The sequence below is a fragment of the Jongsikchunia kroppenstedtii DSM 45133 genome (genome assembly GCF_000380485.1).
In the GTDB taxonomy this organism is placed as follows: domain Bacteria; phylum Actinomycetota; class Actinomycetes; order Mycobacteriales; family Mycobacteriaceae; genus Jongsikchunia; species Jongsikchunia kroppenstedtii.
The window spans coordinates 1-14,044 of record NZ_AQYG01000044.1 but is presented as its reverse complement, the minus strand read 5'-3'; the positions used below and the strand labels follow the sequence as shown (position 1 = coordinate 14,044).

Here is a 14,044-nt window from a genome sequence, read left to right as displayed (position 1 = left end):
GCCCAGGTAGGCCGCCAGATCGGCGGCGCGGTCCGGCGGCCCCGGGTCGCCGGCTGCCGGCCGGTCACCTCCGTCGGGCACGTCGCGGTCCACCTCAGGTGCCGCGGATCAGATCAGCGCATTTCTCCGCCATCGTCATCACCGTGATGTTCGGGTTCACCGCCGGCAGCTTCGGCATCGCCGACGCGTCCACTACCCGCAGGCGATTCACGCCCTTGACCCGCAGCTGCGGATCGAGCACTGCCATCGGATCTTCCGGCGCCCCCATCCGCGCGGTCGCCGCCGGGTGGTAGACGGTGTTGTGGGTCCTGTGGATGTAGTCCAGCAGCTCGTCGTCGCTGACCGCATCCGGCCCCGGCGCCAATTCCCGCGCGGCCCAGGACTTGAGCGGTTCCTGCTCCGCGATGCGTCGCGCCAGCCGGACGCCGGCGAGCATCACCCGCTCGTCATGGCCCTCGGGGTCGGTGAAGTAGCGCGGATCGACCCGCGCCCGGTCGCGGAAGTCGCGCGAGCGCAGCCGTACCGATCCCCGCGAAAGTCCCTGCGTCACATTGGGGGTCAGGCAGAAGCCGTTGTCGGTCGTCGGGTAACCCCAGCGCAGCGTGTTCATGTCGAAGGGCACGCTGCCGTAATGCATCATCAGGTCCGGCAGCGCCAAACCCTCGACCGTGGTGGTGAACAGCCCGATCTCCCACCACTGGGTCGAGTTGGTGACCATCGGCCGGGACGCCTCCCAGAAGACCAGCCCCTCGACGTGATCGTCCAGGTTGGCGCCGACCCCCGGCGAATCGACTCGGACGTCGATCCCGAACTCACGCAGATGCGCACTCGGCCCGATCCCGGACAGCATCAACAGTTTCGGCGTGTCGATCGCCCCGGCGGTGACGATAACCTCGCGACGGGCCCGCACCACGTCGTAGCCCGTGAGGTCGGGTCGCTGGTAGCGGACTCCCGTGGCGTTCTTGTCGGCGTCGAACAGGATCTCCGACACCCACGAGTCCGGCCGCACCTCGAGATTCTTGCGCGACTGCAGGATCGGATGCAGGTACGCGTGCGAGGTCGACATCCGGGTGCCGTCCTCGTCCGCGTTGATCTGGAACCAGCCGGCCCCGTTGACAACCGTCGACCCGCGGTTGAACTGCACCGTCGGGATGCCGACCTGCGCGGCCGATTCGAGCACCGCGGTGCCGCAGGGATCCAGCGGCGGAACATCGCGCAGCCGCACCGGACCGTCGTGACCGTGATCGCCCTCGGCGTCGTTGCGTTCAACCCGCTTCACATAGGGCAGAACGTCTTTCGCGCTCCAGCCGGTCGCGCCCGTCGCCGCCCACTCATCGAGTCCCTCGGCCGGCGGCCAGAAGGCGATGCAGGAGTTGTGCGACGAGCATCCGCCGAGCACCTTGGCGCGCGCATGCCGCATGAAGCTGTTGCCGTTCTCCTGCGGCTCGATCGGATAGTCCCAGTCGTAACCGGAGTCGAGCAGATGCATCCACTGTTCCAGCACCAGGACGTTGTCGTCGCCGACATCGCTGGGGCCGGCCTCGATCAGGCACACCGTGACCGACGGGTCCTCCGACAGCCGCGCCGCCAACACGCAGCCGGCGGTCCCGCCGCCGGCGATCACGTAGTCGAAGGTACCGGCGTCATTGTCGGACATGGGTTCTCACTCCTTCTCCAGTTGGGAAACCATCGAATCCTGTTGGGCTGCATGTGATGCCAGCGTTCCGATGTGATGACGGCCGCGCACGGCGTACCACAGCACCCCGAGTCCGAGAATGATGCCGATATACACGAAGGCGCCCCAGGTGTTGTACCAAGGCGTTCCGTACACCTCGACGCGCGGCCAGGCGAGATTCAGCGCCATCCCGACGCCCCACGCGACGGCGACCAGGTTGACCACGATGCCCCAGCGGCCCATCGTGAAATAGCCTCCCTGCGCGAGATCCTTTGGCGGCCACTGTCCCTGGAAACGCTTCTTCAGTAGCGGACCCGTCACCATCAGGTACGCGAGATAGATCATGATGATCGCGATCGACGTCAGCACCGTGAAGATCTTCGGCTGGCCGATGTTGACCACCAGGATGAGTATCGCGAGCACGCCGATCACCACCGCCGGAATGACGGGGGTCTGCGTCTTCGGATGCACCCGGGCCAGCTTCTCGCCGAACGGCAGGGCGTTGTCCCGCGCCATCGCGAAGGTCAGCCGGATCGCCGCGGTGTGCACCGCCAGCGAGCACACGGTCACGGCCACCACGATGCAGATCAGGAAGATGGTGCCGAGCGGTCCCCACATCACCTTCTCGACGATGTACTGCAGGCCGCCGTCGCGCTCACCGATCTTGGGGTCCTTCAGATCCGGGGCCGCGAGCACCGCGAACACCAGGATCGCGCCGCCGATCACGAACGAGGCGAGAATCGCCCGCAGGATCGCCTTCGGCGCCGTGCGCCGTGGCTCGACCGTCTCCTCCCCCAGCGAACTGGCGGTGTCGAAGCCGTACATCACATAGCCGGACGCCAGCGAGGCCACCAGGAACGCGCTCAGGTACCCGCCGGATTGGCCGGCACCGTAGCCGTCGGTGGAAAAGAAGACGTGCGGCGTGCGATCGATGTTGGCCGCCAGGATGATCGCGATCAGCACCGCGGCGATCAGCTCGATGAACACGCCCGCGCTGTTGATCATCGCCATCAGCTTCACGCCGAAGGCGTTCACCACCGTCGTGAACAGGATGACGATGCTGCCCAGGATCACCGCGTTCACGGCGGAATCGGTGGGGTCGCTCGCGCTTCCGACGAACTGCAGGCCGCTCCACAACCGTGGCAGGTTGGCCTGCATCGCTAGCACGACCGCCGACAGGGTGACGATCGACGCCGTGAGCATCAACCAGCCCGACGACCAGCCGACCAGCCGGCTGCCGAGCACCTTGGCCCAGTTGTACACCGACCCGGCCACCGGATACTTCGCCGCCAGCTCCATGAAGCACAGAGCCACCGTCAGCTGGCCGACGAAGACGATCGGCCAGGACCACAGGTACGCCGGCCCGGCCGTACCGATGCCGAAATAGAACAGCTGGAAGGTGCCGGTGAGGATCGATATGTAGCTGACACCGGCGGCGAAGCTCGCGAACTTGCCGATGCTGCGATCGAGGGACTCGCGATATCCGAAGTCCTCGAGGCCGCCCTGGTCTGACGATGATCGTGCCTGCCCTGAGGCTGATCGTTGCGGTGCACTCATGGATGGCTCCTACTGGTGTCGAGCTGATTTGGAAGGTCGGCGACGACCCGTCAAGTGGTGAACCACCCCATTTCGGCCGGCTCGGTGTTGGTCCAGATATGTTTCGCCTCTTGGTATTCCGCAAGTCCGGACGGTCCCAGTTCGCGACCGTTTCCGGACCGGCCGAACCCGCCCCACTCCGCGGCGGCGGTGTAGACGCCGAAATCGTTGACCCAGACGGTCCCGTGCCGCAGTGCACGCGCCACCCGCTCGCCGCGTCCCGGGTCGCCAGTGCGGACCGCGGCCGCGAGCCCGTAGTCGGTGTCGTTGCCGAGTTCGATGGCCTGCGCCTCGGTGGTGAATCGTTCGACCGTGAGGATCGGGCCGAACGTCTCCTCCTGGACGATGCGCATGTCCCGGGTGCAGTTGTCGAAGATGGTCGGCGGGTAGAAGCTGCCCGCGGCGTACTTCGGATCCGTCGGCCGCTGACCGCCCGTCACCAACGTCGCACCCTCGGAAATGCCCAGGGCGACATACGCTTCCACCTTGTCGCGATGCTGCTCCGAGACCAGAGGACCGGTCTCGCTGGTCGGGTCCATGCCGTCGCCGAAGCGGATGCGCTGCGCCCTTTCGCTGGCCGCGTCAACGAACCGGTCGGCGATCGATTCCTCAACGATCAGCCGGGTGCCGGACGAGCAGACCTGGCCCGAATGCAGGAAGACGCCGGTCACCACCGCATCGACGGCCGCCTCGAAGTTCGCGTCCGCGAAGACGATATGCGGATTCTTGCCGCCCAATTCGAGGGCCACTTTGGAGACGTGCGGCGCCGCGACCGCGGCGATATGCGTGCCCGTCACATAGCCGCCGGTGAACGAGATCAGATCCACGTCGTGGTTGTCGGTGAGGGCATCGCCGATCACCGACCCGGCGCCCTGCACCAGATTCGCCACCCCCGGCGGCACCCCCGCCTCCACCATCAGATGCATCAGCTTGATCGTCGAAAGCGGCGTGACCTCACTGGGTTTGAGCACCATGGTGCAGCCGGCGACCAGCGCGGGCGCGATCTTCCAGACGATCTGCAGCAGCGGATAGTTCCACGGGGCGATCAGCACGCACACGCCGACCGGCTCGTGCACGACCCGGCTGATGATCGACGGATCGTTGACATCGATCACCCGGTCGGCCGAGACGGCACCCAGCCGGGCGTAGTAGCGGAACACCGACACCACGTCGTCGATGTCGATGTGACTCTCCCGCAGGGTCTTTCCGGTGTCGAGCGTCTCGATGCGGGCGATCTCGTCGCGATCACGCTCGAGCAGGTCGGCGATGCGATCGCAGATGGCCACCCGATCCGCGGCGGTGGTCGAGCGCCACGGCGCCGCCGCGTCGAATGCCCGACGGGCCGCGGCGACGGCGGCTCTCGCGTCCTCCGGGCCGGCCTCATCGATGACGGCGACGACGCTGCCGTCCGCGGGATTGATGATGTCCCGGGTGCCGCCATCGGCGGCACCGCGCCATTGCCCGTCAATGTAGAGCACGTGGGCGAATAGGTCAGGATCGAAAGCTCGTCCGCCGGGTTCTCTGCTGCTCACCGCACACCCTCTCACTCGTCACAAGCTCTATCTGCACGTCTCAGTACACAGTGATCTTGACGCAGATGTGCCCGGAATGGGCGTACCCGCAGGAAGACTCGGCCAGGTCAGGAGTCGAGACGCACCGAAGTGCCCTCTGACGGATCATGGGTCCGCTACTACCTCGGCGATGATGTCGGCCGCGGTGCTCGCTCCGTCCACGGCCCGCACGCGGGCGCCCAGTTCGCTTGCGACGCCGTGGAACCGCGGTTCACGCAGCAGCGTCTCGATGGCGGATCGAATCGCCCGAGTCGATGCCGACCGAGACAGACATATGGCCGCGCCCGCATCGGCGATCGCCCGTCCGACCTGCGGTTGGTCAGTCATTCGGCTGGATGGGATCACCAAGAGCGGAGCGTCGTGCGCCAACGCGCGGAATACCGTGGAGTGGCCGCCGTGACTGACCACCAGTGAGCACTCGGGCATGATCGCGAGGTGGTCGGTATAGCCAACCACGGTGACATTGCGTGGCGCGGCGAGCACATCGGGCGCGAAGACGCCACCTGTCGTCACGACGGCACGCACAGGCAGTTCACCAAGAGCGTCGACGATGCGCTGCAAGGATTTTCGCTGTCCCCGGAATCCGTTGGTCGACATGCTCACAAGCACAAGCGGCGGGTCGGCGCGGTGTGCCGTAGGTGCAGTCGTCGGACCGACGACACCGGTCCAGCGCACGTTCGGCGCTTGGCGTCGCCGGGCCGCCGGATCGAGTTCAGCCACCGTAGTCACCAGGTTCGCTCTCGCGCGGTTCCACTGGGCGGTTACGCGGTGGCCGCGCAGGCGCGCGGCGGCACCGGCGAGATACAGATATGGTCCGTCGTAATACGACTTGAGGGTGTGCGTGAGCACGACACGGGGGATGCCCAGTCGATCGACGGCGTCATGCACGGGTGCAAGCATGCAGTCAACCACCGCAACGTCAGGACGGCGATCCGCACAGGCCGCACGCACCTCCTCGCCGAGAAGCGGGTCGGTGAGCATCGGCGCCCATCGCAAGACCGATTGCTCGTGGCTGGCGTCCCATCGTCGCGTCTGCTTGAACGGCGTGAGTTCGAGCTCCTCTGCCTCGACCCTCGCACGGAGTCGTTCGTGTCCGAGCAGGCGCACCCGATGTCCGCGCGCGGCGGTGGCGCGGGCGATGCCGAGCATCGGCGGCACGTTGCCGCCAGCGTCCATAGTCACGAAAAGCAGGTCAGCCATCCGCATCGTTCCCTGCTCGACCAATGATGGCTCGGCACAACTCATACATGTGCTCCGCGGTCTGCCCAGGATCGAGGCCCCGGTCGCGACGCAGCAGTTTCCAGGTGTACAGGTCCGTGGCGACCACTAACAATCGGTGCTGCCGCTTGCTGGTGGGAGCGAACGCGTCGGCCACCCAGCTGTCATGGAGTTCGCGACCGACTGTGGTGATTCGCAGGGCATTCGCGTCGACTGTCTCCTGGCCGAGCAGCAGCATCATCGCATCGCCATAGTCCTCGTAGTGGTCGACGACAGTATTGACAGCGGCACCGATATCGCCCGGCAATACGGCGCGCTGCGCGCGGACCTCAGCGGCGAAACGCTCGATCGCCGCCTCGATCACACCGTCGCGACTGCCGAACCTCCGAAGCACCGTCTGCACCGTGACGCCGGCGTGGGCGGCAATGTCCTGCAGGGTGATCGCGGCAAGCGGTACCGAAGCACTCAGTGCTCGGGCGGCCTCAAGAATCGCGCGGTGTGTAGCCTCGGCCGACCGCGCCCGTGCGTCCTGCCGATACCCGCGGCGCGGCGGTTCGACAGATTTCATGTCAATGAACACTAATACGAAATTGTCTGATCGTCCAGCCGAACAAGCGTCGACCCGGCCCCGGCCCCGCTGCATTCATTTGTCACTACCCGGTCATTGACTTACGGCAACAAACGCACCGGATGGGCAGGTTGTTGGCTCTTGCTGGGGCTCAACGGAGTCCAGTTGACCGCCGGTCTCGACAACGATCGGGCGGAGCAGTTCGTACTTTCGATCGCGGCGAATGAGCTGACCTGGGAAGAGATTTCCGATCAACTGTCCGAGTTCGCCGAATAGCTCGGCGAACGGAGGCGGCCGATCGCGACGAACAGCCCGGCCACGGCAGCGAGCGCGGCGAGCACCGCCAGTCCGATCCAACTGCCGTCGTAGCGAATGCCTTCGTAGCCCGTGGCGGCCGGATGCGGACCGTCGGTGATGGGCGGATACGGGCTGGTACTGCGGGCCTGCGCCCAGCACCACACCGCCAGCGCGAGCCCGATGATGAACACCACCACGCCGATCAGGCCGGACCGCCCCAGTCGCGCGATCATGCGCCGTCGCCGTCCGCTCGCCGCGGTGGGATGCCCATCGCGATCGCCTGATGTGCCTGCGTCAACTCCGAGCGCAGCACCTCGACGTTCCGCGCCCAGGCCTGCCGAGTGCTGCCGTCCTTCAGCACCACTCCGATTCCCTTGCGCCGCCGGGGAACCGCGCTCAGCTCGCCGAGCGGACGCGCCACCTCCCACTTCTGGATCTCCGAACCGCTGTTCGCCGGCAAGACCTCGGCGATGTCGGCGACATCGATGGTCTGCGCCCCCTGCGTCAGGAACTCGTCGGTCAGCAGGACGCTGACATGCTGGCGCGCGGCCGCGGTCTGCATATACGAGAACCCGCCGATGATGACCGCGAAGATCAGCAGCACGGGCCAGTGCGTCTCATGATTGCCGGTGCTCAGTTCGACGATGAAGACGATCAGGCACAGCACCGGACCGATCGCGGCCGTCCAATAGCTGCCGCCGATCTCCTTGAACAGCACCAGCTCCGGCGGCGTGTCCTTCAACGGGTTCGGTCGGCGATCCTTCTCAGCCACCGTTGGCGCCCGTCTGCGGCGGGTTGAACCACGCCTCCGCCGCCGGCCGGTACGCGCAGATCGAACCGATCAGGCCGATCACCGCGGCGATCACGAACAGCGGACCGAGACCGGCGAGCGCGCCGACCATCGACAGCACCGTCACCACCAGTGTCAGGGCCGCCAGCGCCGACCGCCAGCGGGTATCGGCGGGAGTCACCTTGCGGGCCAACGCGATCACCCCCAGCCCGATGACGAGCAGCAGCAGGCCGATCGGCACCGCGGCCGCCGGATGATCGCCGACGGACAGCGCGAACCAGATGATCGCGCAGACCGCATACAACGCGCCGCCGAGGTACCAGAGCCGGTAGGACCAGGTCACCAGGGCCGGTCGGGCATCACTCATTGCTGTCCTTGCGTTCGTCGGCCGGTGGGACCGGCGGCTGCTGTCCATGGGGGTTCGACACCGGCGGGTATGACACGGGCGGATACGGGCCGGGATGCTGGTGCGGATGCACCTGCAGCGGATACGGGGTGCTGGTGAAGAAGCGCCACCGCGCGACGTCGGCGCGGTACTGATCCATCTCGGCGCAGAACCGTTCGGTGTCGCGACTGAGGACCATCGCGGCCACCCCGAGCCCGGCGACCCCCGCGAGCACGGTCGGGATCATCACCCAGCGTGGATCGGGCTGACTGAAGAACGCCATGACGGTCTGGACGACCACATAGACGGCGCCGAAGGACAGCAGCATGCGCGCCACTTTGCGGCCTTCGCGGGCATACCACCAGACCAGTATCGAGATCGTGGCGATCACCAGGTTCCCGATGACATAGGCCGTCAGGAACATCGGGTTGCTGATCTCCTCCGACTTGGACGCACCGCTGGTGTAGGAATCACGAACGCTCTGGTACATCCCGATCGACGTCACGATCTCCATCGCGATGACGACCAGCCACAGCTCGGTGGCGATGGCCATCGCCCCGGTGAGGGTGGGCCGCTCGGGCGGACCCGTCGGCGGCGTCGGCTGCCCGGAGCCGGGCTGATGGGGCGGCTGAGGACCGGCCGCGGAAAATGACATGGTGCCAGGATAGTCAGTCACCGCACCACGGGTAGCCGGTGATCAGGTGGGCGATCCGGCAAGGCCGAGATCGGCCCGCTATACCGCTTTTGTATGCGGGGCGGCCGAGAACGCAGCCGGTCGTTCATCTGGCGCCGGGCAGCCGGTGAACAGGTGGACGATCCGGCAAGGCCGAGGTCGGCCCGCTATACCGCTTTTGTATGCGGGTCGGCCGAGAACGCAGCCGGTCGTTCATCTGGCGCCGGCTACCTCGGCGGCCCAGTAGGTCAGCACTATGTCGGCCCCGGCCCGGCGGATGCTCAGCAGGGACTCGACGATCGCGGCATCGCGATCGATCCAGCCCCGTTCGGCGGCCGCGGTGATCATCGAGTACTCGCCCGAGATCTGATAGGCCGCGACCGGCACGTCCGATTCGGCCGCCACATCGGCGAGGATGTCGAGGTAGCTCATGGCGGGCTTGACCATCACCATGTCGGCGCCCTCGGCGAGATCGAGCGCCAGCTCACGCAGGGCCTCCCGGCGATTGGCGGCGTCCTGCTGGTAGGTACGGCGATCGCCCTCCAACGACGAACCGACGGCCTCCCGGAACGGGCCGTAGAAGGCCGACGCGTACTTGGCGGTGTAGGCGAGGATGCCGGTGTCGTCGAAGCCGGCCAGATCCAGCGCATCGCGGATCGCGGCCACCTGGCCATCCATCATTCCGCTGGGGCCGAGCAGATGCGCCCCGGCCTCGGCCTGGGCGACCGCCATCGAGCGGTACCGCTCCAGTGTGGCGTCGTTGTCGACCCGCCCCTGGGCATCCAGCACGCCGCAGTGCCCGTGATCGGTGAATTCGTCCAGGCAGGTATCGGCCATCAGGACGGTCGAGTCGCCGAGATCGGATCGGAGCTGTCGCAGCGCGCGGTTGAGCACCCCATCGGGATCGTCGGCGCCACTGCCCTGGCCGTCCTTGTGGGCGGCGTCCGGGACGCCGAAGAGCATCAGCCCCCCGACACCGGCGGCCACCGCGTCCGCCGCGGCGGCCCGCAGCGAATCGGCGGTGTGCTGCTGCACTCCCGGCATCGACTCGATCGGCCGGGGCTCATCGATGCCGTCGGCGACGAACATCGGCAGCACCAGATGCCGCGGCTCCAGCGAGGTCTCGCCGACCAGCCGGCGCATCGCCGCCGTGGAACGCAACCGGCGGGGCCGAATCTGTGGACTCACGCGGGACTCCTCACAGGTGTGGTTGCCGGTGCGACGGCGATCAGGAACGCGAGCGACGGGCCTTCTTGCGCGGCGGCGGCAGTGCGCCCTCGGCCCGCAGCCGGGCGGCGTGGGCGGCCAGCGCGTCCACCAGATCCGGGATCGACGCGGTCTCCGGCTGCACGTCGACGCGCAGGCCGAATTCCGTTGCGGTCTCGGCGGTCTTCGGGCCGATGCACGCGACGATGGTGCGCGCGTGCGGCTTTCCGGCGATTCCGACCAGGTTGCGGACAGTGGAGCTGGAGGTGAAGCAGACGGCGTCGAATCCGCCGGTCTTGATCATCTCGCGGGTCTCGGCCGGCGGCGGAGCCGCACGCACCGTGCGGTAGGCCGTCACGTCGTCGATCTCCCAGCCGCGTTCACGCAGGCCCTCGGACAGCGTTTCGGTCGCGATATCCGCGCGCGGCAACAGGACTCGGTTCACCGGGTCGAAGACGTCGTCGTACGGCGGGAAGTCCTCGAGCAGGCCTAGCGACGACTGCTCGCCGCTGGGCACCAGCTCCGGGTTGATGCCGAAGGCACGCACCTTGTCGGCGGTCGCCTGACCGACGCAGGCGATCTTGACGCCGCTGAAAGCCCGTGCGTCCAAACCGAATTCGGCGAACTTCTCCCAGACCGCCCGCACCGCGTTGGTCGAGGTGAACACCACCCACTGGTAGCGGCCGTCGACCAGGCCCTTGACGGCGCGTTCCATCTGCGCAGGGCTGCGCGGCGGCTCGACGGCGATCGTGGGCACCTCGCGCGGGATCGCGCCGTGGGTGATGAGCCGCTGACTCATGTCCGCGGCCTGATCCTTGGTGCGGGGCACCAGCACGCTCCAGCCGTAGAGAGCCCGAGACTCCCACCAGGACAGCTTGTTTCGCTCGGCCGCCACGTCGCCGACCGTGATGATCAGCGGACCCAGCAGGCCGCCGGCGACATCGTTCAGCGAACCCAGCGTCGCGTCGAGGGTGCGCTGCTGGCAGGTGGTTCCGGCGACGGTCACCGCGGCGGGGGTGTCGGCCGACATTCCCTGCTCGACCAGCGCGGTCGTGACCTCTGTGAGGTGCACCGCGGTCGCATGCAGTACCAGCGGGCCGGGCGCGGCGGCCAGCGCGGCCCAGTCGGTGACGGCGCGGACGTCGGCCTCGCTGTGCGCCGACCCCAGCGGGATACCCGCGTAGGTCGGGACGGTCGACGCCGACGGCAGGCCCGGAATAATCTCGAACTGCACGTGGTTGCGGACGCAGACCTGCACCTCGGTGACGACTGCGTCGGAGGTCAGCGGGTCGCCCGAGACCAGGCGGACCACGTCGTCACCCGCCTTGGCAGCGGCCACGAGGGTCTTGGCGACCTCGACGGGATCGCCCAACGCGGGACGCACCCGGCTGGGCTCTTCGACGGTCTCCTCGGCCTCGACCTCGGTACCGGCGGCCTCGTCCTGCTCGGCGGCCGACTTGGCGGCCGCGGCCTTGCTCGTGGCCTTGGGCTCGTCCGATTCGCCGGTCACCAACGCGACGACGGCGGGGGGCACATCCGGATCGACGAACACCACTGTTGCGGCCTCCAGCGCCGCCACGGCGCGAAGCGTCAGCAATGCGGGATCGCCCGGGCCCGATCCGACGAACAAAACGCGGCCCGGATTGGCCTTCTTCGTGCGGCTCATTCCAACTCCCTGCCCCTGTAGGGCCGTGTCCCCGGGGAGTCGCTACTGTCAATACAGTTCGGCGGCCCCGCGGTCCAGCAATTCCGCGGCGAGTTCCCGGCCGAGCTCAGCGGCCCGGTCAGTCGGACCCACGATCGAGGACCGGACATCGTCCGAACCGTCTTCTGCGACGACGACCGCGCGCAGCGACAGCTCCTCAAAGGTGCGCCCGTCCTCGTCGATGGACTCCACCACTTCGGCGATGGCGCCTACCGGAGCGGTGCAACCCGCCTCCAGGGCGGCCAGCACGGCCCGCTCGGCAACCACCGACGCACGCGTCGCGGCGTCATCCAGTCCGGCGAGGATACTCACCAGTTCGGCGTCATCGTCGCGGCACTCGATTGCCAATGCACCCTGCGCGGGAGCCGGCAGCATCTGGACCGGGTCGAATGCCTCGGTGACCGCATCGGTCCTACCGATCCGAGCCAATCCGGCACGCGCCACTACCACTGCATCGAGTTCGCCGTCAGCGACTCTGCCCAACCTGGAATCAAGATTGCCCCGTAGGGGGCGGATTTCCAAACCGAGACCCAATGCTCTAAGCTGCCCGACCCGTCGCGGCGCGCTGGTTCCGACCGTCGCACCCGGGGGCAATTCGCCCAGCACCCGGCCACCGCTCGCGACCAGCGCGTCCCGCGGGTCCTCGCGCACCGGAATAGCCGGGATGACCAGGCCTTTTTCCGGCGCGGTCGGCAGGTCCTTATACGAGTGGACGGCGACGTCGACCTCGCCATCGTGCAGCGCCCGGCGTAGCTCGGCCGTGAACACGCCGACCCCGATCTCGGCCACCGGCCGATCGGACGCATCGCCCTTGGTCTTGATAATCACCAGCTCAGCGGGATGCCCGGCGGCGATGAGTGCGTCGCGCACCGTGCCTGCCTGGGTGGTCGCCAACAGTGATCCGCGAGTACCGATCCGCAGGGGTGTAGCGCTCACTCGCGTCCTCGTCCTTCCGGGGATTCGATGGCCGAGACCGATTCGGCGGCTCCCGGCTTGAGTTCGAACAGTTCGCGCAGGGCCTCGGCGTAGCTGTCGCCCTGCGGCGTGGATGCCAATTGCTTGACGCGCACGGTCGGCGCATGGAGCAGCTTGTCGACGACGCGGCGCACCGTCTTGGCAACCTCGTCGCGGGCCGGATCGTCCAGCTCCGGCAACCGGGTCTCCAGCCGCAGCATCTCGGCCTCCACCACCTCGGCGGCCCGCTGCCGCAGGGCGGTCACCGTCGGGGTCACCTCGGCCTGGCGCTGGCGGACCAGATAGTCGGCGAGTTCGTCGGCCACGATCCGTCGAGCCGCCGCTTCATCCGCCTCGGCTGCCTGCGTGCCGGCGTCGCCGCGCAGACCCTCGATATCGATCACCTCGACATCGGGCAGCCGGGCGGCGGCCGGATCGACGTTGCGCGGAAGTCCCAAGTCGCACAACACGATCGGCTGGTCGACGACCCGCGCCTTCAGTGCCGAATGCACCGTTGCGATACCGACGACCGGGGCGGTGGTCCCGGCGGCCGACACCAGCACGTCCGCCTGCGCCAGCACCTCCGCCAGCTCGTCGAGCCCGACGCCGCGGGTAGCGATTTGCGGATGGTTCTTGGCGACGTTCTCAGCCAGGTGCTGCGCCTTGGTGACCGTGCGGTTGACGACGACGATCTCCTCGGCGCCGGCGCGCGCCAGGTTCGCGGCCGCAAGGCCGCCCATCGCGCCCGCCCCGACCACGACCGCCTTGCGGAAGTCGGTCACCCCGGAGACGGCCCGCGCGTGGTCGAGCGCCACCGACACCACCGAGGCGCCGGCGCGGTCGATACCGGTCTCGCTGTGCACCCGCTTGCCGACGCGCAACGCCTGCTGCGCCAGCTCGTGCAGCACGCGGCCGGCCGACTTGTGCGCGTCGGCGCTGGCGTAGGCGTCGCGGATCTGGCCGAGGATCTGCTGCTCGCCGACCACCATCGAATCCAGGCCCGCGGCGACCGTGTACAGATGCTCGATCGCGGCCTCGGAGTACCGCACGTAGGCATGCTGGGTCATCTCGTTGATCGTCATGCCCGAATGGTCGCCGACCACCTTGCCGATCGCTTCCAGCGCAGGGTGGAACGCATCGACGACCGCGTACACCTCGACGCGGTTGCACGTGGACACGATCATCGCCTCGGAGATCTGCGACGACGTCAGCAGCTCGTCGATCAGCTTCGGCCGATCCGACTCCGACACCGCCAGCCGCTCCAGCGCGGTCACCGGTGCGCTGCGATGCGAGAACCCGAACAGAAAAATGCTCATGCGCGTACTCGCTTCGCTCCGTGCGCACATGAGGCACAAACACCCTGTGCTCGATGATTCGCTCGCTGACGCCCACTCATGCGCGTACTC

The 14,044-nt window shown here is 67.7% G+C and carries 13 protein-coding genes; all 13 read right to left on the bottom strand.

Annotation, left to right across the window (positions count from 1 at the left end; all coding sequences use genetic code 11):
* Positions 1-94: 94 nt before the first annotated feature.
* Complete coding sequence (locus G341_RS0107775; RefSeq protein ID WP_018178557.1) at positions 95-1,657, bottom strand: GMC family oxidoreductase; 1,563 nt, start codon at positions 1,655-1,657, stop codon at positions 95-97.
* A gap of 6 nt (positions 1,658-1,663) precedes the next feature.
* The gene (locus G341_RS0107770) at positions 1,664-3,232 is read right to left on the bottom strand and encodes an APC family permease (protein ID WP_018178556.1); all 1,569 of its coding nucleotides are present in this window, start codon (positions 3,230-3,232) and stop codon (positions 1,664-1,666) included.
* 50 nt (positions 3,233-3,282) lie between these two features.
* Positions 3,283-4,803: an aldehyde dehydrogenase family protein gene (locus tag G341_RS0107765; protein ID WP_026303392.1), complete on the bottom strand. Its 1,521-nt coding sequence runs from the start codon at positions 4,801-4,803 to the stop codon at positions 3,283-3,285.
* Positions 4,804-4,947: 144 nt separating this feature from the next.
* Positions 4,948-6,042: a glycosyltransferase gene (locus G341_RS0107760; protein WP_026303391.1), complete on the bottom strand. Its 1,095-nt coding sequence runs from the start codon at positions 6,040-6,042 to the stop codon at positions 4,948-4,950.
* Entirely contained in the window at positions 6,035-6,628 is a 594-nt protein-coding gene (locus G341_RS23005) for a TetR/AcrR family transcriptional regulator (RefSeq protein WP_018178553.1), read from the bottom strand. Before G341_RS23005 ends, G341_RS0107760 begins: the two co-directional genes overlap by 8 nt.
* A gap of 251 nt (positions 6,629-6,879) precedes the next feature.
* Positions 6,880-7,158: a hypothetical protein gene (locus G341_RS21420; protein ID WP_018178551.1), complete on the bottom strand. Its 279-nt coding sequence runs from the start codon at positions 7,156-7,158 to the stop codon at positions 6,880-6,882.
* The gene (locus tag G341_RS0107740; RefSeq protein WP_018178550.1) at positions 7,155-7,697 is read right to left on the bottom strand and encodes a hypothetical protein; all 543 of its coding nucleotides are present in this window, start codon (positions 7,695-7,697) and stop codon (positions 7,155-7,157) included. The genes G341_RS21420 and G341_RS0107740 overlap by 4 nt, the downstream gene beginning before the upstream one ends.
* Positions 7,690-8,082: a hypothetical protein gene (locus G341_RS0107735; RefSeq protein ID WP_018178549.1), complete on the bottom strand. Its 393-nt coding sequence runs from the start codon at positions 8,080-8,082 to the stop codon at positions 7,690-7,692. Before G341_RS0107735 ends, G341_RS0107740 begins: the two co-directional genes overlap by 8 nt.
* Positions 8,075-8,755: a hypothetical protein gene (locus G341_RS0107730; protein WP_155826842.1), complete on the bottom strand. Its 681-nt coding sequence runs from the start codon at positions 8,753-8,755 to the stop codon at positions 8,075-8,077. The genes G341_RS0107735 and G341_RS0107730 overlap by 8 nt, the downstream gene beginning before the upstream one ends.
* 231 nt (positions 8,756-8,986) lie before the next feature.
* A complete protein-coding gene (hemB, locus tag G341_RS0107725; protein WP_026303389.1) occupies positions 8,987-9,961 on the bottom strand; it encodes a porphobilinogen synthase in 975 nt (324 codons plus the stop codon).
* A gap of 40 nt (positions 9,962-10,001) precedes the next feature.
* On the bottom strand, positions 10,002-11,645 hold the full coding sequence (locus G341_RS0107720) for a bifunctional uroporphyrinogen-III C-methyltransferase/uroporphyrinogen-III synthase (RefSeq protein ID WP_018178546.1): 1,644 nt from the start codon (positions 11,643-11,645) through the stop codon (positions 10,002-10,004).
* A 48-nt stretch (positions 11,646-11,693) separates the two neighbouring features.
* A complete protein-coding gene (gene hemC / locus G341_RS0107715) occupies positions 11,694-12,620 on the bottom strand; it encodes a hydroxymethylbilane synthase (RefSeq protein WP_043450953.1) in 927 nt (308 codons plus the stop codon).
* Positions 12,617-13,954, bottom strand: a complete 1,338-nt coding sequence (locus G341_RS21415; RefSeq protein WP_018178544.1) for a glutamyl-tRNA reductase — start codon at positions 13,952-13,954, stop codon at positions 12,617-12,619. The genes hemC and G341_RS21415 overlap by 4 nt, the downstream gene beginning before the upstream one ends.
* Between the last annotated feature and the right edge of the window lie 90 nt (positions 13,955-14,044).

What these genes read in the sequence shown, in the direction of transcription:
- G341_RS0107775 (WP_018178557.1), bottom strand. Translation starts at nt 1,657, where the DNA reads ATGTCCGACAATGACGCCGGTACCTTCGACTACGTGATCGCCGGCGGC.
- G341_RS23005 (WP_018178553.1), bottom strand. Translation starts at nt 6,628, where the DNA reads ATGAAATCTGTCGAACCGCCGCGCCGCGGGTATCGGCAGGACGCACGG.
- G341_RS0107770 (WP_018178556.1), bottom strand. Translation starts at nt 3,232, where the DNA reads ATGAGTGCACCGCAACGATCAGCCTCAGGGCAGGCACGATCATCGTCA.
- G341_RS0107730 (WP_155826842.1), bottom strand. Translation starts at nt 8,755, where the DNA reads ATGTCATTTTCCGCGGCCGGTCCTCAGCCGCCCCATCAGCCCGGCTCC.
- G341_RS21415 (WP_018178544.1), bottom strand. Translation starts at nt 13,954, where the DNA reads ATGAGCATTTTTCTGTTCGGGTTCTCGCATCGCAGCGCACCGGTGACC.
- G341_RS21420 (WP_018178551.1), bottom strand. Translation starts at nt 7,158, where the DNA reads ATGATCGCGCGACTGGGGCGGTCCGGCCTGATCGGCGTGGTGGTGTTC.
- G341_RS0107735 (WP_018178549.1), bottom strand. Translation starts at nt 8,082, where the DNA reads ATGAGTGATGCCCGACCGGCCCTGGTGACCTGGTCCTACCGGCTCTGG.
- G341_RS0107720 (WP_018178546.1), bottom strand. Translation starts at nt 11,645, where the DNA reads ATGAGCCGCACGAAGAAGGCCAATCCGGGCCGCGTTTTGTTCGTCGGA.
- G341_RS0107760 (WP_026303391.1), bottom strand. Translation starts at nt 6,042, where the DNA reads ATGGCTGACCTGCTTTTCGTGACTATGGACGCTGGCGGCAACGTGCCG.